The sequence below is a fragment of the Mycobacterium pseudokansasii genome (assembly GCF_900566075.1).
Classification (GTDB): Bacteria; Actinomycetota; Actinomycetes; order Mycobacteriales; family Mycobacteriaceae; genus Mycobacterium; species Mycobacterium pseudokansasii.
In genome coordinates this window covers 2,008,961-2,028,929 of sequence record NZ_UPHU01000001.1, presented here as the reverse complement: position 1 = coordinate 2,028,929, position 19,969 = coordinate 2,008,961, and the positions used below count along the sequence as shown (strand labels likewise).

Genomic DNA, 19,969 nt, shown 5'->3' with positions numbered 1-19,969 from the left:
TACAGTTGGAGGTGCTGTCGCGGCCGTTCCTGCATGACATACGGCGGCTAGAGCTGTGGCCGCTGGTCCGCGAGGAGGTAGCGGCATTCTGGCGAACCGATGTACCCAAATTCACCGCGCGGGGGGACAGCGATTCGCTCGTACTGCCGTCCGGCGAAACGGCCAGGGCCTGCTTCACCGACTCCGCAGTCAACCAGTCGCAGCAGAATCTCTTACACCTCGGCGAGGACGACCTCTGCTGGCAGGTCAAGCTGATCAGGGGCTCGATGGATGCCCGCGATGCCAAGAGTTTCACCTGGTATGCCCCGCCCGCGGAGTACGACGACGAGCAGATGGAGCCGTTGGATCGGGCGCAATTGGTGGACCAGGCGGTCGCGCTGGGGCGCGGTCTTGAACGCGCGGCAATTCGCCAAGCCAATGGCGAGCCGGGGTGGCTGGTTCTCAAGAGCCTACCTCAGGGTGACGAATTCGCCTTGCGGGCAATGGAATTGGATCTTTACAACGGCCGCTCCGGGGTAGCGCTGTTCTTTGCCGCGCTCCAAAAGGTGGCCCCGGGTCTCGGATTCGGCGAGTCGGCGCGGGGCGCCTTGGCGATCGTGCGCCGCTGGCTGGTCAAGGCCGACGACCGCGGCATCGCCTCGCTCGGGGGCGGCGGGCTGCTGGGATTTCCCTCGGTGGCATACGCGCTGGCGCGCGTCGGCGTCCTGCTGGACGACGCCGGGCTGATCGAAGAAGCGGTCGGCGCGGCCCGCCGGATCGGCCCGGATCTGGTGAACGGGGACAAGGCATTCGACGTCCTCGGGGGCGGGGCCGGAGCGATCCTGTGTCTCACTCGAAAATGCGGTGACCCGAAGCGGGTGAGTGGCGGGCCCCCGGTGTTAGGCGGCGTGGGCGAGGTGGTGGTGCAGATGACGAGCACCGTGCTGATCACCGCTCCGATCATGTGTGTCGGTGGCGTGGTCATGTCGATCCACCAGGATGTCGGCTTGTCGTGGCTACTGGTTGTCAGTGTTCTGGTGCTGACAGTGGCGAGCTACCTGATGATCTCCCGAATGCTGCCGCTGTTCCACCGCCTGCAGAGCCTGATCGACAACATCAATCGCGTCATGCGAGAACAGCTTTCGGGTATCAAGGTGATCCGGGCCTTCGCCCGGGAGCGTTTCGAGCAACGGCGGTTCACCAAAGCCAACCGCGACGTGTTCGTGACCGCGCTGGCGGTCGGTCGATGGCAGGTACTGATGGCGCCGGTGACGATGCTGATGATCAACCTGTCCAGCGTGGCGCTGACGTGGTTCGGCGGCCTGCGCATCGAAGCCGGGCAGATGCAAGTCGGCTCGCTGATCGCATTCTTGTCGTACTTTCTGTTGATCCTCATGTCCGTGCTGATATTGATGGAATTTCTCGAGCTGTTGCCTCGCGCGTCGGTCTGTGCCGGGCGCCTGGGCGAACTGCTGTCGACGGCTCCGGCTATCACCAGCCCGCTGGACCTGAAGCGGCCGGCATACGGCATCGAAGGGGTGGTGCGGCTCGATCGGGTGACGTTTCGCTATCCGGGCGCTGATCGCGCGGCGCTGCGGAATGTTTCTTTGACCGCGTCGCCGGGGACCGTGACGGCGATCATCGGGTAAGAGTGGTTCGGGCAAGTCGACGCTGGTATCGCTGATCTGCCGGTTCTACGACGTCGCCGACGGCGCGGTGCTGGTGGACGGAATCGACGTTCGCGACTACGGCACCGAAGAGCTTTGGTCGGCGATCGGGCTGGTGCCCCAGCGCGGTTATCTGTTCTCCGGCACCGTGGCCGACAACCTGCGCTTCGGCAGGCCGGGTGCCAAGTGAAGCCGAGATGTGGGAGGCGTTGCGGGTGGCCGCCGCCGACGATTTCGTCGGCGAGCATGCCGATGGCCTGCACATGCAGCTGGCTCAGGGCGGGTCAATCTGTCCGGCGGGCAGCGGCAGATGCTGGCGATCGCACGCGCGGTGATCAACCGGCCCGCCGTCTATCTGTTCGACGACACATTCTCCGCGCTTGACGTGCAGACCGACGCCCAGGTGCGCACCGCCTTGCGCGAGGTGGCCCCGGACTCGACGGTGATCATTGTGGCACAGCGTATTTCGACGGTGGCCGCGGTTGACCAGATCGTGGTGCTCGACGCCGGCGAGGTGATCGGCACCGGCACACATGATCGGCTTCTGGCGACCTGCCCGGCCTATGCCGAACTCTCCGAACTGCAGTCGCTGCGCGCCGATATGGTCGGCTGGCAATGACGTCGACGTCGGCTCCCATCCAAGGGCAGCTCGAGGATTCCCGCGAGAAGCCGCAAAGCTTCACCGGGTCGGCGATACGGCTCGCGCAGCGCCTCACGCCGCACGCCGGATTGATCGCAGCGGTGCTCGCCGCCGCTCTCGCCGGGATCGCGTTGGCGGTGGCCGGTCCCCGTGTTCTCGGTCACGCCACCGACCTGTTGTTCAACGGTGTGATCGGCAAGCGGCTGCCGCCCGGCCTTACCAAGGAGCAGGCGATCGCAGCCCTGCGGGCGCGTGGTGACAACGGTTTCGCCGACCTGGTATCGGGGATGAATGTCGTCCCGGGCCAGGGCATCGACTTCGGCGCGGTGGCACGGACGCTGATGGTCGCGTCCGGCATTCTGGCGTCGGCGCTGCTGCTGTGGGCCAAGGGCCGCCTGCTCAACGTCATCGTGCAGCGCACGATCCTGGTGCTGCGCGCCGACGTCGAGGACACGCTGTACCTGCGCACCCGCGGGTCGGGCTACATCATGCGGAGGAGCCATCGATGTTCGGCGATTCACGCCAGGCCGCCCACCGCAGCGCAGGCCGAGATCATCGGTTGGCTTTCCACCAGTTGTACAGGCCGACGAGGTCGGGTCCGCTGGCCAGAGCCAAGAGCAGGCCGCGGTCTTTCGTCCACTCGACCGCGACATCGTCGCCGGCTGCACAGGATTGAACCGGCCGTCGTGTTCGGCGGGCTGTCGTCGACCCAGGGCCCGGGCGAGGGTTGACCTTCCGGGCATGGCACGGGGTGTGGATGCCTGGCACTGACGTCTCTGAGGAATTGAGCGGCCAGCATCGTGGGGTCTGCGAACACCTTGTAATACGCATATTCCGGACCGCCGGGCAGGGCGTTGTCCCGACACGTCAAGGCGACCAGTGCGCCCGGCGGCACATGATCGCGCTCCGGTGTGCAGGACTCAAAACCCTACCCCGCCGGCAGCAGACCCCTCAGCTGGACAGCGGAAGCCGCGGTGGCCGTCGGTGCCACGCCGACGGCAACGGCCGCGACGACCGCCACGACGGACAGTGCGCGCATCACGGAAGCCGACTTTCACCGGTTATCGGTCTTCGCACCAGGGTCTTCGGACCCGGGCCTGAGTGGGCTGTAGAGACCGGCAACCGGACACCCGCCAACCTGCACACCGATACAGGCTTCAACGGCATGGACCCGAAAGCTCTCTCCGGCGCAGCGGTGGGTCCGAAGAACGCGACGGGCTGATCCGGAAGTGACTCATGTCGCGACTGCACCGAAAAGCGTTGCCATGCTAGATTTCACACTCGCCGCCCAGCCGCACTGATCCGACCCGGAACACTTTCGTCGCGCCCGCCGGTGTGCCAACGGCTCCCCGCGTGTCGTGCCGCGACGTGCCAGCACGTCGGGTCGGCGTGCGGAGCCATGTGACGGCGTGAACGTGAACCGCCACGCGCGAGTGAGCATCTGGGGGGCAGTGTTCGATGCAGCAGGTCAGTCACGCCGACGCCGAAGGCAGTCGGCCATTGCGGGGCTGGCAGCGCCGGGCAATCGTCAAGTACCTGGCCGCCGAGCCGCGGGATTTTCTGGCCGTGGCCACCCCCGGATCGGGCAAGACGACGTTCGCCCTGCGGATCACGGCCGAATTGCTGAGCCATCGCGCGGTCGAGCAGGTCACCGTCGTCGTGCCTACCGAGCACCTGAAAACCCAGTGGGCGCAGTCCGCCGCACGGCACGGGCTGGCCCTGGACCCCAGGTTCACCAACTCCAACCCCCAGACCTCACCGGAGTACCACGGCGTCGTCGTCACCTACGCCCAGGTCGCTGCGCATCCGGCGCTGCACCGGGTGCGCACCGAACAACGCAAGACGCTGGTCGTCTTCGACGAGATCCACCACGGCGGCGACGCCAAGACCTGGGGCGACGCCATCCGGGAGGCCTTCGGCGACGCCACGCGCCGTCTCGGCCTGACGGGCACGCCGTTTCGCAGTGACGACAGCCCGATCCCGTTCGTCAGCTACGCGCCCGGCGGGGACGGGGTGCTGCGTTCCCAAGCCGACCACACCTACGGCTATGCCGAAGCCCTTGCTGACGGCGTGGTCCGGCCGGTGGTGTTCCTCGCCTACTCCGGGCAGGCGCGCTGGCGCGACAGCGCCGGGGAAGAGCATGAGGCCCGCCTGGGCGAGCCGTTGTCGGCCGAGCAGACCGCACGGGCCTGGCGCACGGCGCTGGACCCTGCCGGCGAGTGGATGCCGGCGGTCATCACCGCCGCCGACCAGCGGTTGCGTCAGCTGCGCGCCCAGGTGCCCGACGCCGGCGGCATGATCATCGCCTCGGACCGGACGGCGGCCCGAGCCTATGCCGGGTTGCTGACCAAGCTGACTTCCGAAGCGCCCACCGTCGTCTTGTCCGACGATCCCGGATCCTCGTCCCGCATCGCGGAATTCGCTTCCAGCACCAGCCGGTGGCTGGTCGCCGTGCGGATGGTTTCCGAAGGTGTCGACGTGCCTCGCCTGTCGGTGGGGATCTATGCCACCAGTGCGTCGACGCCGTTGTTCTTCGCGCAAGCGGTTGGCCGGTTCGTGCGGTCACGTCGACCCGGTGAAACCGCAAGCATCTTCTTGCCGTCGGTGCCCAGCCTGTTGCAGCTCGCCAGCGAGCTGGAGGCCCAGCGCAACCACGTGCTGGGCCAGCCGCACCGCGAATCGGGCGACGATCCGCTCACCGGCGATCCCGCCACCAGGACACAAACCGAACCAGGTGAAACCGGCTTCACCGCACTGGGAGCCGACGCCGAATTGGATCAGGTCATCTTCGACGGATCGTCGTTCGGCACAGCCACTCCGGCGGGAAGCGACGAGGAGGCCGACTACCTCGGCATCCCGGGGCTGCTCGACCCCGAGCAGATGCGCGCCCTGCTGCACCGCCGCCAAGACGAGCAGCTGCAAAGGAGGGCCCGGCTTCAGCAAGGGACCGCGCAAGCAGGACCCGCCCAGCCGGCTACCACCCACGGCCAGCTGCGCGAGCTGCGCCGCGAGCTCAACAGCCTGGTGGCGATCGCTCATCACCGCACCGGCAGGCCACACGGCTGGATCCATAACGAACTGCGCCGCCGCTGCGGCGGCCCGCCGATTGCCGCGGCCACCCGCGAGCAGCTCAAAGCGCGCATCGAGGCCTTGCGCCAGCTCACCTCCGAGCAATCGTGAAGACCATGCGAATCAATTATTGTAATCCGGCCCCGAAATCACTCCTGCCCGCAACCGGCCGCTCCGGTCGTAACCGTTCATGGCGGGCAAAGGAGGGCACGTTACGGTCGATCACCGCGGCGCAGATCAGGGTCTCCGCTACGCGAAGCAACCGCCTCCAGCAGTGCAGGTACGCGATAGTGGACCACCCTCAACTATGGCTGCGGTACCTGGTCTACGATATGCAAGCCAGTTTGAGCTGGGCATCCGCCTTGCGATGTCGATGTTTCTGCTGTTGACATCCTGTTGGGCCGCGTATCCGACTGAATTTTCGTCTGAGAAAAGAAAGGGCTTGCGCCATGCCTCCATTGTCCCAAGGTCCCCTGCCAACAAATGAAGTCAGCGTTGCCGAAGCCGACTTGGCGCACCCCCCGGCGCGAGTCGCCAAGGCGCCACGCGGAAAGCACGGCGCTGCGATTGCGCTGGGGGCGTTGGCATTGGCGAGTGGCGTCACAGCCGGCATCGACGCCGCCGGTAGCCCCACCGACATCAACGTCGGCAGGCTCGTCATCACCTTGACTGCTCATGGCGGATTCAAATTGGACACCTGCACGAACAATAACTCCGACTACACCGGAGGTGGCGGCTCGGGCTTCGATAACAGCGATAATGGGTTCGGTACCGGTAACTATCAGACCAGTTCGATTACCGAATCAACGTTCAATGACAACCCGCTGTCCGAAATGGTTGGCGTGGACACCGTTCCTATTCTCGGATTCAACGCGGATTATCTCAATAGCTTCTTCAGCGGCACGGACACGCCTACAAATACCAATCAAGAATACTACTTGAATAATGACGGGTTAGCTCAAGTTGAGATGAATGGTGAAATATTCAATGTGAAAGTAGAGTCGAATGGCGCGGTAACTCTGATAGACGGGGAAAATGTCAACAATACGGACACCCCGCCACAGAGTAATCAAGAATACACCATTAAGAATGATGGGTTGGCCCAGGTTGAAATGAATGGAGAAATATTCAACGTAAAGGTAGCGCCGAATGGTGAGGTAACTCTAATAGACGAGGACAACTGAAGTTAGATTCTTTCGGTAAGACGCTAGGCTTCCCGGTGCTGAGTCGGGTGATCTGCGTTCGCCGGTGGTGGCGAAACAGTAGCGGGAAGCCTTCTCAGTGCGGGCCGTGGTGTCGGCGATCGTCCTGCCGGGCCGCATTGGCGGCTAACTCCAACCGCCGGTCGTGGATGGCCTGGTGGACGCTAGTCGCCGACGGGCTCGTCGACCAGGACGTCCGCGGGAGCACCCAGCACCGCCGACAGCTGCTGCTCGACCGCGGCGGGTATGTCGGACTCCCCGGGAACCCGCACGCAGAAAACGTCGGCCGCGGTCGACCCGAACGTGTTGACCTTGGCCCACACGATATCTGCACCCGCGCGTTCCAGGGCGTGCGCGAGCAGCGCAAGCAGTCCCGGTCTATCCATGGCACGAACCTCAAGGAGTAGCTGGCCGGGGGTCGCGGATTGGAGCCACAGGATGCGCGGTGGGGCGGCCGAACGCGTGACCGGCACTCCGGCCACCACCTCACCGGCCCGCTCGGATGCGAAACTGCTGGCCTCGCTGTCGCGCTTCTCCACCATCGCCAGCACGTCGACATCGCCGCCGAGGGCACCGACGAACTGCTGGCGCAGCAGTTCGGCCGCCGGCGGCGAACCGAAGAGCGGAGACACCACGAATTCTGTGATCGCAACACCGTCGTGACTGTTCACCGCCGCGGAGTGGACGCCCAGCGAATTCAGCGCCAGCACGGCAGCGGCTTTGGGGACCAACCCCGGCTGGTCCGGGGCGACCATCACCACCTGGTACATCCGCGCGCTGTCGCCGGGGCCGATCTCCACATGCACGCCGTGATCGGCGGCCAGCGAAAGATATTGCGAGGCAAGGGGTTTCGCCTGAGGCAGCGCCTCGCCGGCCATCACCATCCGGCAACGTGACACCAGTTTGTCGACCAGCGACGCCTTCCACTCGCTCCACACGCCCGGACCGGTGGCCTTCGAGTCGGCTTCCGTCAGCGCGTGCAGCACCTCGAGCAATTGCGGGTCCCCGCCCAGGGCCTCGGACACGCCCTCGATGGTCTTCGGATCGTTCAAATCGCTGCGGGTGGCGACGACGGGTAGCAGCAGGTGATGACGGACCAGCTTCGAGAGCACATCGATATCCGCCGGCGGTAGACCCAGTCGCTCGCCGATCTGCATGACCATTTCGGAGCCGAGGACACTGTGGTCGGCGCCTCTGCCCTTCCCGATGTCGTGCAGCAACGCACCAAGCGCCAGCAAATCGGGTCGAGCCACCCGGGTGGACAGCGGCGCGGCATGGATCGCGGTCTCGATCACATGCCGGTCCACGGTCCATTTGTGGGCGACATCGCGGGGCGGGAGGTCGCGGATGCTGCCCCATTCCGGTAACAATCGGCCCCACAACCCGGTGCGGTCGAGCGCTTCGATCGTCCCCACCGCGGTGGGGCCGGCCAGCAGTACCACCAGCAGGTCGTCCAATACCTCACGCGGCCAGGGCGTCGGCAGCTCCGGAGTGCAGGTGGCCAGTCGGCTCAAGGTAGCAGCGCCGATGGGCAGTCCGGTGTCGGCCGCGGCGGCGGCCACGCGCAACATCAGTCCGGGATCACGTTCGGGGTGGGCGTCCCGGGCGAGCACAATTTCGCTGGCATACTCTACGACGCCCTCGTCCAGCGGTCGCCGCTTCGGCCGGTGCCGTAAGGCCGAGATACCCCGGCGCGGCAACGCGTTGGCGGCGGTGCGCAGCCCGGTTTCGGAGTGGTAGGCGATGGTGCGGCCGGCGCCGGACAGCATCCGCGCCAGGTCGAATCGGTCGCCGAAACGCAGGGCTGCGCCGATGTCGTCGGCGTGCTGGGCCAGCAGCAGATCGTGTCCGCGGCCCGATACCCGGTGCAGTTCGGTGCGCACGTTGAGCAGCGTGAGGTAGGCGTAGTCCAGCGAACCCACCGGCAGGCCCGGGGCGGCCATGCCGTGACGGTCGATGAGCTGCGCGATCGCCAGCGCGTTGAGCAACTGCACGTCGCGAAGGCCACCACGACCCGACTTGAGGTCGGGTTCGGCGCGGTGGGCGATGCGGCCGTAACGCAACCAACGGTCATGCGTTATTTCGACGAGTTCGTCCATGCGCGAACGTATTCCGCTGCGCCATTGCCGCCGCACGCCTTCGATCAACCCGTCCGAAAGTCGCTTGTCGCCGGCGATGTGACGGGCTTCCAGCATGCCCAGGGCCGCCACCAGGTCGGAATTTGCCACGCCCAGCGCGTCTGGAACGGTTCGCACGCTGTGGTCGAGCCGAATGTTGGCGTCCCACAACGGGTACCACAGCTTGTCGGCGACCTCCCCCAGCATCTCGGCAGGCTTGGCGTCGTGCACCAGCAACAAGTCCAGGTCGGAATGCGGCAGCAGCTCGCGTCGGCCGAGCCCGCCGACCCCGACGATCGCGAAGCCGCTGTCGCCGGTGATGCCGATTTCTGCGGCCTTGGCGGTCAGCCAGGACTCGTGCAGGTCCAGCCAGGCCTGTCGCAGCTCCGCAGGATGCGGTGCCCGCTGGTCGTCGGACAGCAATTGGCGCCGTGCGGCAACCAAATCGCTTGCCGGGCAGGCGGTTCCGCACTGACCTGGCTGGTCGGGGGTCATCCCGGGCCGGGCCGGCGCCGGCCCATCCCAGATCGGTTCAGCAATGCGCGGCGACTCTCACAGCGCGTCCGGTCCGCGTTCACCGGTGCGTACCCGCACGATGGTGTCCACGGGGCTGACCCACACTTTGCCGTCGCCGATCTTGCCGGTGCGCGCCGCCCGCACGATGCTGTCGACGACCTTGTCGACAATGGAATCGTCGACGACCACTTCGACCCGGACCTTGGGTACGAAATCGACCGAGTATTCGGCGCCCCGGTAGACCTCGGTGTGGCCCTTCTGCCGTCCGTAGCCCTGGATTTCGCTGACGGTCATCCCCAGGACACCGGCGTCCTCGAGGCTGGCCTTGACGTCGTCGAGGGTGAACGGCTTGACGATCGCGGTGATCAGCTTCATTTCGGCTCCGCCTCCACTTTCTCGCTCACTCGCTCTTCCAGGCCGTTACGCGAACCCAGCGCCGGGCCGGGACGGGGAAGAACCGAACCGCTGGTGACCGCGAAATCATAGCCGCTCTCGGCGTGCTCAGCCTCGTCGATGCCCGCGTATTCTTCCTCCGCACCCAGCCGCAGCCCGATGGTGTACTTCAGGATAAGAGCCAAAATGAGCGTGACGACGCCAGAGTAGACCAGAACGCTGAACGCGCCGACTGCCTGCCGCTCCAACTGCGCGAACCCGCCGCCGTAGAACAACCCCTTCGACACCCCGGCCACGCCGTTGATGGCCACGCTCTCGGGTGCGGCCAGCAAACCGATCAGCAACGTGCCCACCAGACCGCCGACCAGGTGTACCCCGACCACGTCCAGCGAGTCGTCGAAGCCCAGCTTGAATTTCAGCCCGACAGCCAGCGCGCACAGCACACCGGCCACCACGCCGACCACCAGCGCGCCGAGAACGTTGACCGACGAGCAGGACGGGGTGATGGCGACCAGCCCTGCGACGATGCCCGAGGCCGCGCCCAGCGTCGTGGCCTTACCGTCACGCATGCGTTCGGTCAGCAGCCAGCCCAGCATGGCCGCGGCAGTGGCGACGGTGGTGGTGATGAACGTCGACCCGGCGGCGCCGTTGGAGCTGGTGGCCGACCCGGCGTTGAACCCGTACCAGCCGAACCACAGCAACCCGGCCCCGAGCATCACGAACGGTAGGTTGTGCGGCCGGAACAGCGTCGTAGGCCAGCCCTTGCGCTTGCCCAGCACGATCGCCAGCATCAGGCCGGCCACACCGGCGTTGATATGGACCGCGGTGCCCCCGGCGAAGTCGATGGCGTGCAGCTTGTTGGCGATCCAGCCGCCGTGCGCGGAGGCGAACTTGTCGAATGCGAAGACCCAGTGCGCCACCGGGAAGTAGACGAACGTCGCCCAGAGCCCGGCGAATGCCAGCCAGGCACCGAACTTGAGGCGGTCGGCGACCGCACCCGAGATCAAGGCAACCGTGATGATCGCGAACATCAGTTGGAATGCCACGAACACGGTGGCCGGCAGGGTGCCGGCCAGCGGAATGTTCACCGCCGCGGTTTGGGTGGCGGGATCGGCGGCCACCGCGTTGCCACCGATCAGGCCCTTCAGGCCCCAGTATTCGCTCGGGTTACCGGCAATATTGCCGACGTCGTCGCCGAAGGCCATCGAGTAGCCGTACAGCACCCACAGCACGGTCACCACGCCCATGGCGCTGACGCTCATCATGATCATGTTCAGCACGCTCTTGGCGCGCACCATACCGCCGTAAAAGAAAGCCAGGCCCGGCGTCATCAACAGCACGAGCGCGGAACTCGCCAGCATCCAGGCCGTATCGCCGGTGTTGGGCACGCCCATGATCGGGAACTGGTCCACTCGCTATCACCTCCAGTCAGCGTTGGGAGGGCCCCAGGACTATGACTGGCGACCTGATCCAGAACCATGCGCAGTAGTTGTTGCGGCGATGGTGCGGTGATGTTTCGTGAAAATTAACGCAAAACTTGCTGTGCGCCAGCTGCTAGCCGAGCAGGGCGTCAACGAAGGCGGCCGGTTCGAACGGCGCCAGGTCATCGGGGCCTTCGCCGAGCCCGACCAGCTTGACCGGCACGCCAAGCTCCTGTTGGACGCGGAAAACGATGCCGCCCTTGGCCGTTCCGTCGAGCTTGGTCAGCACCACGCCGGTGATGTCGACGACCTCGGCGAAAACCCTGGCCTGCGCCAGCCCGTTCTGCCCGATCGTGGCGTCGAGCACCAGCAGCACCTCATCAACAGCAGCACGGCGAGTCACCACGCGCTTGACCTTGCCCAGTTCGTCCATCAAGCCGACCTTGGTGTGCAGCCGGCCGGCGGTGTCGATGAGCACGACGTCGGCGCCGTGGGCGATGCCCTTGTCGACGGCATCGAAGGCCACCGACGCCGGGTCGGCGCCTTCGGCCCCGCGCACCACCTCCGCACCCACCCGGGCCGCCCAGGTCTGCAGTTGATCGGCGGCCGCGGCCCGGAAGGTGTCGGCCGCGCCGAGCACGACGCGCCGCCCGTCGGCCACCAGCACCCGCGCCAACTTACCGACGGTGGTGGTCTTGCCGGTGCCGTTGACCCCCACGACCAGCAACACCGCGGGATGGCCGGCGTGCGGCAGCGCCCGGATCGAGCGGTCCATGACCGGCTGCAGTTCTTTGACAAGGACGTCTCGTAGCACGGCCCGGGCATCCGCCTCGGAACGCACATTGGCGCTGGCCAGCCGGCTGCGCAGCTGCGACACCACCGATTGGGTGACCACCGGGCCCAGGTCTGCGACCAGCAAGGTGTCCTCGACATCCTGCCAGGAGTCCTCGTCCAGGTCGCCGCCCCCGAGCAAACCCAGCATGCTCCGGCCGAAGGCGTTCTGCGACTTGGCGAGCCGCCCGCGCAGGCGCTCCAACCGCCCTTCCGGCGGCTCGATCGCCTCGACTTCCGGCGCTACCGGTGGCGCGATGGTCTCGGGTTCGGGCTCGATTTCGGGCAGCTGAACATCGGAGATGGTGCGTTTGACCGCGTCGCGCGGGACGGTCGCATCGTCGCCGACGGCGGGCAGTCCGCTGGTGTCGATCCGATCGGCCGGTTCGACCGTCTCGACAGCCGAGGGCGTCTGGCTGAAGGTGATGTCGGACGACGCGGTGTAGCCGCCCGAACGGTCGATTACGCCCGGTTTCGGCTGGGTCGACAGGCGGATCCGGCGACGGCGGTAGCGCACCAGGCCGATGACCAGCGCGGCGATGACGACCGCGACGGCGACGACCGCAATGGCGACCCATAGACCTTCCGACACACTGACATCCTTCCAGGGGCTTACCGGGGCGCCCGCGCCCCGCGCTACGGGTCACCGTCACGAAGAATTGGCGACCAGCTCATCCAGCTGCTGACCCCGCATTCGCTGCGAGATCACGGCGGTGATGCCATCACCTTGCATGGTCACGCCGTAGAGGGCATCCGCGACTTCCATCGTCGGCTTCTGGTGCGTGATGATGATGAGCTGCGACCGGTCGCGCAGCTGTTCGAACAGGCCGAGCAGCCGGCGCAGGTTGGTGTCGTCCAGGGCGGCCTCCACCTCGTCCATGATGTAGAACGGCGACGGTCGGGCCCGAAAGATCGCCACCAGCATCGCGACCGCGGTCAGCGCCTTCTCCCCACCCGACAGCAACGACAGCCGGGTGACCTTCTTACCCGGCGGACGGGCTTCCACCTCGATGCCGGTGGTCAGCATGTCGTCGGGCGCAGTCAGGCGCAGCCGGCCTTCGCCGCCGGGGAACAGCGAGCCGAACACGGCCCGGAATTCGCGTTCTACGTCGACGAACGCGTCGCTGAAAACCTGCAGGATGCGGGCGTCGACGTCGGCGACGACGTCAAGCAGGTCCTTGCGGGCGGCCTTGACGTCCTCGAGTTGGGTGGACAGGAAGTTGTAGCGCTCCTCCAGCGCCGCGAACTCCTCGAGGGCCAGCGGATTGACCCTGCCGAGTTCGGCCAGGTCACGCTCGGCGCGCTTGGCCCGGCGCTCCTGGGTAGCGCGGTCGAACGGCATCGGGGCGGGCGCGACCACCTGCTCCCCGCGTTCCCGGGCCTGCTCGAACTCGGCCATCTCCAGCTCGGTGGGCGGCAGCGGCACCTCGGGACCGTACTCGGCGATCAAATCGGCTGGCGCCATCCCGAACTGCTCCAGCACCATGTGTTCGAGCTGCTCGATTCGCATTGCCGCCTGGGCATCTGCCACCTCGTCACGGTGCAGCGAATCGGTCAGCTTGGCCACGCGCGCGCTCAACGTGTTCGTCTCTTCGCGAACCGCCGCAACGGCGGCCAACCGCTGCCGGCGTTCGGCGGCGAGCTCGTCACGCAGTTGCGACGCCGCTCCGACCACCCGGCTCAGCCGCAACGCCAACAACCGTCCGGACTCGGCGACGGCCGCGGCAACCGCGGCCGAGCGCAGTCGCGCTTCCAGCGCCTGCTGGGCCCGCAGCCGCGCCTCCCGTTGGGCCGCGGCCGCGCGGCGCAGCGAATCTGCCCTTCCCCGAACGGCATTGGCGCGCTCCTCGGCGGTCCGCACCGCCAATCGCGCCTCGACTTCAACGGCCCGCGCGCTTTCGGTCGCAGCCGCGATCGCCTGCCTGGCTGCTGCCGTGCTGGGCTCGGCAGCCTGCACGTGTTGGGTCTGTTGGGCGTTGCGCAGCCTGGTCTCGAGTTCGACGACCTCCTCGAGCGTCTGCGCCCGCCCGGCTTCCAGGTCCTCGCGCTGCCGCAGCAGCCTGGTCCACTCTTCCTCGGCCGCACGCGCGTCCTGACCGAGCCGGCCCAGCTGCTCATATGTCGCCGAAATGGTGGCGTCGGATTCGTTGAGCGCGGCCAGCGCCTGGTCGGCCGAGTCCTGGCGAGCCGCTTGCTCGGTCAGTGCCCCGGACAGCGCCGCGCTCAGGTGAGCCACCTGCGCCTCGGCCGCGGCCAGTTCGCCGCCTGCCTTGTCGATCTCGGAGGTGATCTCCAGCGTGCTGGGCTTGCGGTCGGAACCGCCGCTCACCCAGCCGGCTCCGACCAGATCGCCGTCCAGGGTGACGGCGCGCAGCTGGGGCCGAATCGCCACCAGATCCAGCGCCTCGGCCAGGTCGTTGACCACCGCGACGCCCGAAAGCATCGCGGTGATCGCCCCCAGCAATCGCGGCGGCGCCTCGATCAGATCCAGCGCCCACCGCGCGCCGCCGGCTATCTCGGGGGCCGGGTTGTCCGGGGCCGGCCAGTCACTCAACACCAGCGCCGCCCGGCCGCCGTCAGCCTCCTTGAGCGCGCTGACCGCGGCGCGAGCCGCGCCGAGGCCGTCGACGGCCAGCGCATCTGCCGCTGCTCCCAGCACCGCTGCCAGTGCGGCCTCATAGCCCGGGCGGACCTTGACGAGCTGGGCGATCGGCCCGAGAACTCCCGCGCCGCCGTGGTTGCGGGCAAGCCACGCCGCGCCGTCCTTGCGGTCCAGACCCACCGAGAGGGCGTCGATGCGGGCCCGCAGCGACGCCACCCGGCGTTCGGCGTCGCGTTCGGCCACCTGGAGTTCCGCCACGCGCTGGTCGGCCAGCCGCAACGCGGCCACCGTCCGCTCGTGCTGCTCGTCCAGGCCGACCTCGCCCTGGTCCAATTCGCCGACGCGGCCCTGCACAGCTTCGAATTCCGCGCGAGCCTGCTGAGCACGCGCGGCGGCCTCTTCGATCCGTTCGGACAGCCGCGCGACGCTGTCGTCGATCGACTCCACCCGTGCCCGCATGGTTTCCACCTGCCCGGCAAGCCGCGCCAGGCCCTCGCGCCGGTCGGCCTCCGCCCGCACCGCCGCCAGATGGGCGCGGTCGGCCTCGGCCGCTTGACGCTCCCGTCCGGCCAGCTCGGTGCGGGCGGCATCCAGGCGGGTGCGCGCCCCGGCCAGCTCCGCCAGCAGCTGCTGTTCGGCGGCGGCCACCTGCTCGGCCTCGGCTTCCAGCTCCTCGGGTTTGCTGGGGTCGGTGTCGTTTCTGGTCAGCGGCTCGACGTCGAGATGCTGAGCGCGCTCACTGGCGATGCGTACCGTCGCGCCCACCCGTTCGGCCAGGGCGGAAAGGCCGAACCAGGTGTGCTGTACCGCCTCGGCCCGTTGGGAAAGCTCGGTCAGTGCGGCCTCGTGTGCGGCCAGCTCCTCGGCGGCCACCGACAGCCGCGCGGCGGCCACGTCGTGTTCGCGGCGCATCGCGTTCTCGGCATCCAAGATCGCCGCGCGCTCGGCGCGCCGGCCGACCAGATCGTCGGCGGCCAGCCGCAGCCGGGCGTCGCGCAGGTCAGCCTGGATGGTTGCCGCACGCCGGGCGACTTCGGCTTGACGGCCCAGCGGCTTGAGCTGGCGCCGCAGCTCGGTGGTCAAGTCGGTGAGCCGCGCCAGGTTCGCCGCCATCGCATCCAGTTTGCGCAGCGCCTTCTCTTTACGCTTGCGATGTTTGAGCACGCCCGCGGCTTCTTCGATGAAGGCCCGGCGCTCCTCGGGCCGCGACTGCAGAATCTCGTCGAGCTTGCCCTGCCCTACGATCACATGCATCTCGCGGCCGATGCCGGAGTCGCTCAACAGCTCCTGCACGTCCATCAAACGGCAACTGCTGCCGTTGATTTCGTATTCACTGGCGCCGTCACGGAACATCCGCCGGGTGATCGACACCTCGGTGTACTCGATCGGCAGCGCGTTGTCGGAGTTGTCAATGGTGACGGTGACTTCGGCCCGGCCCAGCGGGGCACGCGACGAGGTGCCGGCGAAGATGACGTCTTCCATCTTGCCGCCGCGCAGGGTCTTGGCCCCCTGCTCCCCCATCACCCACGCCAGCGCGTCGACCACATTGGACTTGCCGGATCCGTTGGGACCGACGACGGCGGTGATACCCGGCTCGAACCGCAGAGTCGTTGCCGCGGCGAAGGATTTGAAGCCCTTCAGCGTCAGACTCTTGAGGTACACGAGCAGCCAGATTACCGCTCGCTGAACCCGGCGATCCGCTGCGAGGCCTCCGACCAGTCGGCAACCACCTTGTCGACCCGACCAGGGGTGGCGCCACCCTGCAGCAGCCGCAGCAACTGCTCTCCCGACTCACGCGATCCCTGGGCGACCACCAGCACGCGGCCGTCGGCCTGGTTGGCCGCGTAGCCGGTCAGGCCCAGCTCCAGCGCCCGGCAGCGGGTCCACCAGCGGAAACCGACGCCCTGGACCCGGCCGTGCACCCAGGCGGTCAGCCGCACCTCAGCTGCCGACATCGGTGACCTCGACGTTGACGGTGGTGCCCGACTTCAAGGTGCGCCCCACGGTGCACACCAGGTCGATGGCCCGGTCGACGACCAACAGCAGGCGCTCCTTCTCCTCGGCGGCCAGACCCGACAGGTCGAGCTCCAGGATTTCCTCGAGCAGCGGATAGCGCTCCTGGTCGCGGTCGGCCGCACCCGATACCTTGATCACCGCCCGGTAGTCGTCGCCGAGGCGACGGGCCAGCGGCTGATCACTGGACATGCCGCTGCACGCGGCGAGCGCGATCTTCATCAGCTCACCGGGGGTGAACACCCCGTCGACGTCTTCGGAGCCAACGAGCACCTGCGCTCCGCGCGAGCTGTATCCCGTGTAGCGGCGAGTGCCGGTGCGTTCGACCCACAGTTGCGTCATAGCTTCTTTTCTATCGTGCCGAGATTTTGGGCAGCGCGGAAAAGTTCGCGCGAGCACCACGCTGACGTCGATCTCGATGATCTCGACACTCAACGTCGCGGCCGCGGCTGGCATCGCGGACAGTAGAACGACGAGCGATTCATGAACTTCTCCCGGCGAATCACCGCGCCGCAGCGCCGGCAGTTCTGGCCGTCGCGGCCGTAGGCGTCCAGCGATCGGTCGAAATAGCCCGACTCGCCGTTGACATTGACGTACAGCGAATCGAACGACGTCCCACCCTGGGCCAGCGCGTCACGCATCACCTCGGCCGCGGCATCAAGCACCGCGCCCAGTTGCCGGCGGGTCAGGGTGGCGGCCGGGCGGGCGCCGTTCAGCTTGGCCCGCCACAGCGCTTCGTCGGCGTAGATGTTGCCGATTCCGGAGACCACCTGTTGGTTCAGGAGCTGGCGCTTGAGTTCAGAATGTTTGCGCCGCAAGACCTCAACGACGGCGTGGGCGTCGAACCGTGGGTCGAGCGGATCCCTTGCCAGGTGCGCGATCGGTGCCGGCACCACGGTGCCGTCCACGGTCACCAGGTCGGCAAGCAACCACCCGCCGAAGGTGCGCTGGTCGGCAAAGCTCAGCACGGTCCCGTCGTCGAGCAGGGCAGAGATCCGGACGTGGTCGGAGCGCGGCACTGCCCCCAGCAACATCTGCCCGCTCATGCCCAGGTGCACCACAAGTGCGCTACCCGGGCTATCCAGCGTCAACCACAAGTACTTGCCGCGCCGGTCGGTTCCGGTAATTCGCGCGCCCAGCAGCCGCGCCGTCAGGTCGGCGGGTCCGGCCTCGTGGCGCCGTACCGCCCGGGGGTGATGGACCCGAACCGCGGTCATCGCCTTGCCCACCACATGGGCCGCTAAGCCACGCCGCACCACCTCGACCTCAGGTAGTTCGGGCATCTAGGGCGAAGGTTTCCCAGCCGTGTCCAGCACATCCAATGCCTCGAGCGCCTTATAGGCGGCTGACGCGGCCTTCTGCTCGGCTTCTTTTTTGGATCGACCCATACCCGATCCGTACTCGGCGTCCATCACGACGACCACAGCGGTGAACTCCTTGTCATGGTCCGGACCGGTGGAGGTGACCAGGTAGGACGGGGTGCCCAGCCCGCGCGCCGCGGTCAGCTCCTGCAAGCTGGTCTTCCAGTCCAGCCCGGCACCCAGCGTCGCCGCCGCGTCCAGCAATGGTCCGAACAACTTCAGGATCACCTTGCGCGACACCTCGATACCGTGCTGCAGGTAGATCGCGCCCAGCAGCGATTCCATACCGTCAGCCAGGATGCTGGACTTGTCGGCTCCACCGGTGTTGGCCTCGCCGCGGCCCAGCAGCATGTGCACACCAAGGCCGTTATCCGACAGGTTGCGCGCGACGTCAGCCAGCGCTTGGGTATTGACCACGCTGGCACGCAGTTTGGCCAGGTCGCCCTCGGAACGGTCGGGGTGACGGTGGTAGAGCTCGTCGGTGATGGTCAGCCCCAGGACCGCGTCGCCGAGAAACTCCAGCCGCTCGTTGGTCGGTAGTCCGCCGTTCTCGTAGGCATAGCTGCGGTGCGTCAACGCCAGCGACAGAAGTTCATCGGAGAGGTCGACACCGAGCGCGTCGAGCAGACTCTGCCGTGACGCCGTCACCGCTCATCCCGATCCGCGGTGTCGGGGCTCTGTGCCGTGACGATCTCGGCCAGCTTGGCCCACCTGGGGTCGATCTGGTCATGGTGATGGTCGGGGTCGGTGTCCAGCACGACACCGCACTGCGGGCACAGCCCGGGGCAGTCGGGGCGGCACACCGGGGAAAACGGCAGTTCCAGGCCGACCGCGTCGATGATCGACTGCTCGAGATCGATCTTCTCGTCGACGACGTGCCCGACCTCGTCCTCCTCGGTAGTGGCCGCGGTGGTGCTGTTGGGATAGGCGAATAGTTCGGTCAGGGCAACCCGGACCCGGCCCTGAATCGCGGTCAGGCAGCGGGAGCACTCCCCGGTCGTGGGGGCGGTAACCGTCCCGGTGACCAACACTCCCTCAGAAACCGACTCCAGGCGCAGGTCCAGGGTCAGCGGGTCACCCCGCCGGATGGCAATCAGCTCCACGCCGATGCGAGTGGGGCTGTCCACGGTGTCCTGCACGGTGAACATGGCCCCGGGGCGACGCCCCAGCCGGGCGATGTCAATCGCCATCGGCGCGGTCAGACGTCCGTGGGCTGTCCGGCTGTGCTGCCTCGCCATAGCAGAGATCCTACGGCGCGCGCCGGGTCTGGCGGGAATCCCCGCCTGCCGCGTCGAACTCGCTGCCGTGGCGGACCCTCCTGCGGCGGGAAATCGACTAGCGCGTTGCGTAGTCGTGCGTACCGGCAGCGGTGCGAAGCTGATGGCGTCCTCGTCCGACGGACCGGAGTGTGCCGTTGAGCATTTCTTCGAACTCGGCAAGCTTGGTGTCCACATAGACATCGCATTCGCCGCGCAGCCGGTCAGACTCGGCGTGCGCCGTGTCGATCAGGCGGGTGGCCTCCGCATTGGCCGCCTGCACGACTTCGTTCTGCGACACCAGGCGCTGCTGTTCCTTGATGCCTTCTTGCACCGCCTTCTCGTAGGAGATGTTGCCGCTTTCAATCAGTCGATCGCATTCGGACTTGGCCCGGCTGATGCTGGCTTCGTACTCCCGCTTGGCTGAGGCGGCAATGCGCATCGCCTCCTCCCGGGCGTCGGTGACCATGCGCTCACTGTGCTGGCGCGCTTCACCCACCATCCGATCGGCCTGGGATTTCGCGTCGGACAGAATCCGGTCCGCCTCGGCGCGGGCATGGTTCACCATCGAGTCCGCCTCGGTGGTCGCCGCGGAAACCATGGAGTCGGCATGCGCTTTTGCGTCGTGCAGCATCGAATCGCGGGCGTCGAGTACGTCCTGCGCGTCATCGAGTTCACCGGGGATCGCGTCCTTGATGTCGTCGATCAGCTCGAGCACGTCGCCGCGTGGCACCACGCAGCCCGCCGTCATCGGCACGCCACGGGCTTCTTCGACAATTGCGCTCAATTCGTCGAGCGCTTCAAAGACTCGGTACACGGCCATATCCTCCCGGCATCCCTGGCATGGTTTGTTGTTACCAGTGTGCCTGCTGTTATCCCTGTGACGTCGGTGGCGACGTCGG

Annotated in this window: 15 protein-coding genes and 1 pseudogene; 5 read left to right on the top strand and 11 right to left on the bottom strand. The window is 67.1% G+C overall.

The annotated features are described in order from the left end of the window. Positions 1-11 precede the first annotated feature (11 nt). From EET10_RS30715 to EET10_RS09150, 5 genes and pseudogenes are all read left to right on the top strand, one after another. On the top strand, positions 12-1,628 hold the full coding sequence (locus EET10_RS30715; protein WP_244601894.1) for an ABC transporter transmembrane domain-containing protein: 1,617 nt from the start codon (positions 12-14) through the stop codon (positions 1,626-1,628). Positions 1,629-1,650: 22 nt separating this feature from the next. Continuing rightward, positions 1,651-2,265 (top strand): annotated as a pseudogene (locus EET10_RS30710) (ATP-binding cassette domain-containing protein). After that, positions 2,262-3,017, top strand: a complete 756-nt coding sequence (locus EET10_RS32220) for a 6TM ABC transporter family protein (protein ID WP_036407021.1) — start codon at positions 2,262-2,264, stop codon at positions 3,015-3,017. The pseudogene EET10_RS30710 and the gene EET10_RS32220 overlap by 4 nt, the downstream one beginning before the upstream one ends. Before the next feature lie 727 nt (positions 3,018-3,744). Next, complete coding sequence (locus EET10_RS09155) at positions 3,745-5,466, top strand: DEAD/DEAH box helicase (RefSeq protein WP_122502081.1); 1,722 nt, start codon at positions 3,745-3,747, stop codon at positions 5,464-5,466. Positions 5,467-5,804: 338 nt separating this feature from the next. Beyond that, entirely contained in the window at positions 5,805-6,539 is a 735-nt protein-coding gene (locus EET10_RS09150; RefSeq protein WP_122502080.1) for a hypothetical protein, read from the top strand. A gap of 182 nt (positions 6,540-6,721) precedes the next feature. Here the strand turns inward: EET10_RS09150 and EET10_RS09145 are convergent, their stop codons facing one another. The 11 genes from EET10_RS09145 to sepIVA all read right to left on the bottom strand — a co-directional run bounded on the left by EET10_RS09145 (position 6,722) and on the right by sepIVA (position 19,884). After that, on the bottom strand, positions 6,722-9,169 hold the full coding sequence (locus tag EET10_RS09145) for a [protein-PII] uridylyltransferase (protein WP_063468080.1): 2,448 nt from the start codon (positions 9,167-9,169) through the stop codon (positions 6,722-6,724). 57 nt (positions 9,170-9,226) lie between these two features. Then, positions 9,227-9,565 carry a nitrogen regulatory protein P-II gene (gene glnB / locus EET10_RS09140; protein WP_023372285.1) on the bottom strand — a complete coding sequence of 113 codons (339 nt, stop codon included), beginning with the start codon at positions 9,563-9,565 and terminating at the stop codon, positions 9,227-9,229. Then, positions 9,562-10,995, bottom strand: coding sequence for an ammonium transporter (locus EET10_RS09135; RefSeq protein ID WP_099188199.1), 1,434 nt, complete (start codon positions 10,993-10,995; stop codon positions 9,562-9,564). The genes glnB and EET10_RS09135 overlap by 4 nt, the downstream gene beginning before the upstream one ends. A 142-nt stretch (positions 10,996-11,137) precedes the next feature. Next, entirely contained in the window at positions 11,138-12,427 is a 1,290-nt protein-coding gene (gene ftsY, locus EET10_RS09130) for a signal recognition particle-docking protein FtsY (protein WP_122502079.1), read from the bottom strand. A gap of 57 nt (positions 12,428-12,484) precedes the next feature. Next, positions 12,485-16,099 carry a chromosome segregation protein SMC gene (gene smc, locus EET10_RS09125; protein ID WP_122502078.1) on the bottom strand — a complete coding sequence of 1,205 codons (3,615 nt, stop codon included), beginning with the start codon at positions 16,097-16,099 and terminating at the stop codon, positions 12,485-12,487. Between the two features lie 11 nt (positions 16,100-16,110). After that, the gene (locus EET10_RS09120; RefSeq protein ID WP_036405954.1) at positions 16,111-16,392 is read right to left on the bottom strand and encodes an acylphosphatase; all 282 of its coding nucleotides are present in this window, start codon (positions 16,390-16,392) and stop codon (positions 16,111-16,113) included. Then, positions 16,379-16,792: an OsmC family protein gene (locus EET10_RS09115; protein WP_036406061.1), complete on the bottom strand. Its 414-nt coding sequence runs from the start codon at positions 16,790-16,792 to the stop codon at positions 16,379-16,381. Before EET10_RS09115 ends, EET10_RS09120 begins: the two co-directional genes overlap by 14 nt. 89 nt (positions 16,793-16,881) lie before the next feature. Then, on the bottom strand, positions 16,882-17,733 hold the full coding sequence (gene mutM, locus EET10_RS09110) for a DNA-formamidopyrimidine glycosylase (RefSeq protein WP_036405957.1): 852 nt from the start codon (positions 17,731-17,733) through the stop codon (positions 16,882-16,884). Next, entirely contained in the window at positions 17,734-18,459 is a 726-nt protein-coding gene (gene rnc / locus EET10_RS09105; protein WP_036405960.1) for a ribonuclease III, read from the bottom strand. Further along, positions 18,456-19,049 (bottom strand): YceD family protein, encoded by a 594-nt coding sequence (locus EET10_RS09100; RefSeq protein ID WP_081260742.1) that lies wholly within the window; start codon positions 19,047-19,049, stop codon positions 18,456-18,458. Before EET10_RS09100 ends, rnc begins: the two co-directional genes overlap by 4 nt. Before the next feature lie 97 nt (positions 19,050-19,146). Continuing rightward, positions 19,147-19,884 carry a cell division protein SepIVA gene (sepIVA, locus tag EET10_RS09095; RefSeq protein ID WP_036406063.1) on the bottom strand — a complete coding sequence of 246 codons (738 nt, stop codon included), beginning with the start codon at positions 19,882-19,884 and terminating at the stop codon, positions 19,147-19,149. Positions 19,885-19,969: the final 85 nt, after the last annotated feature.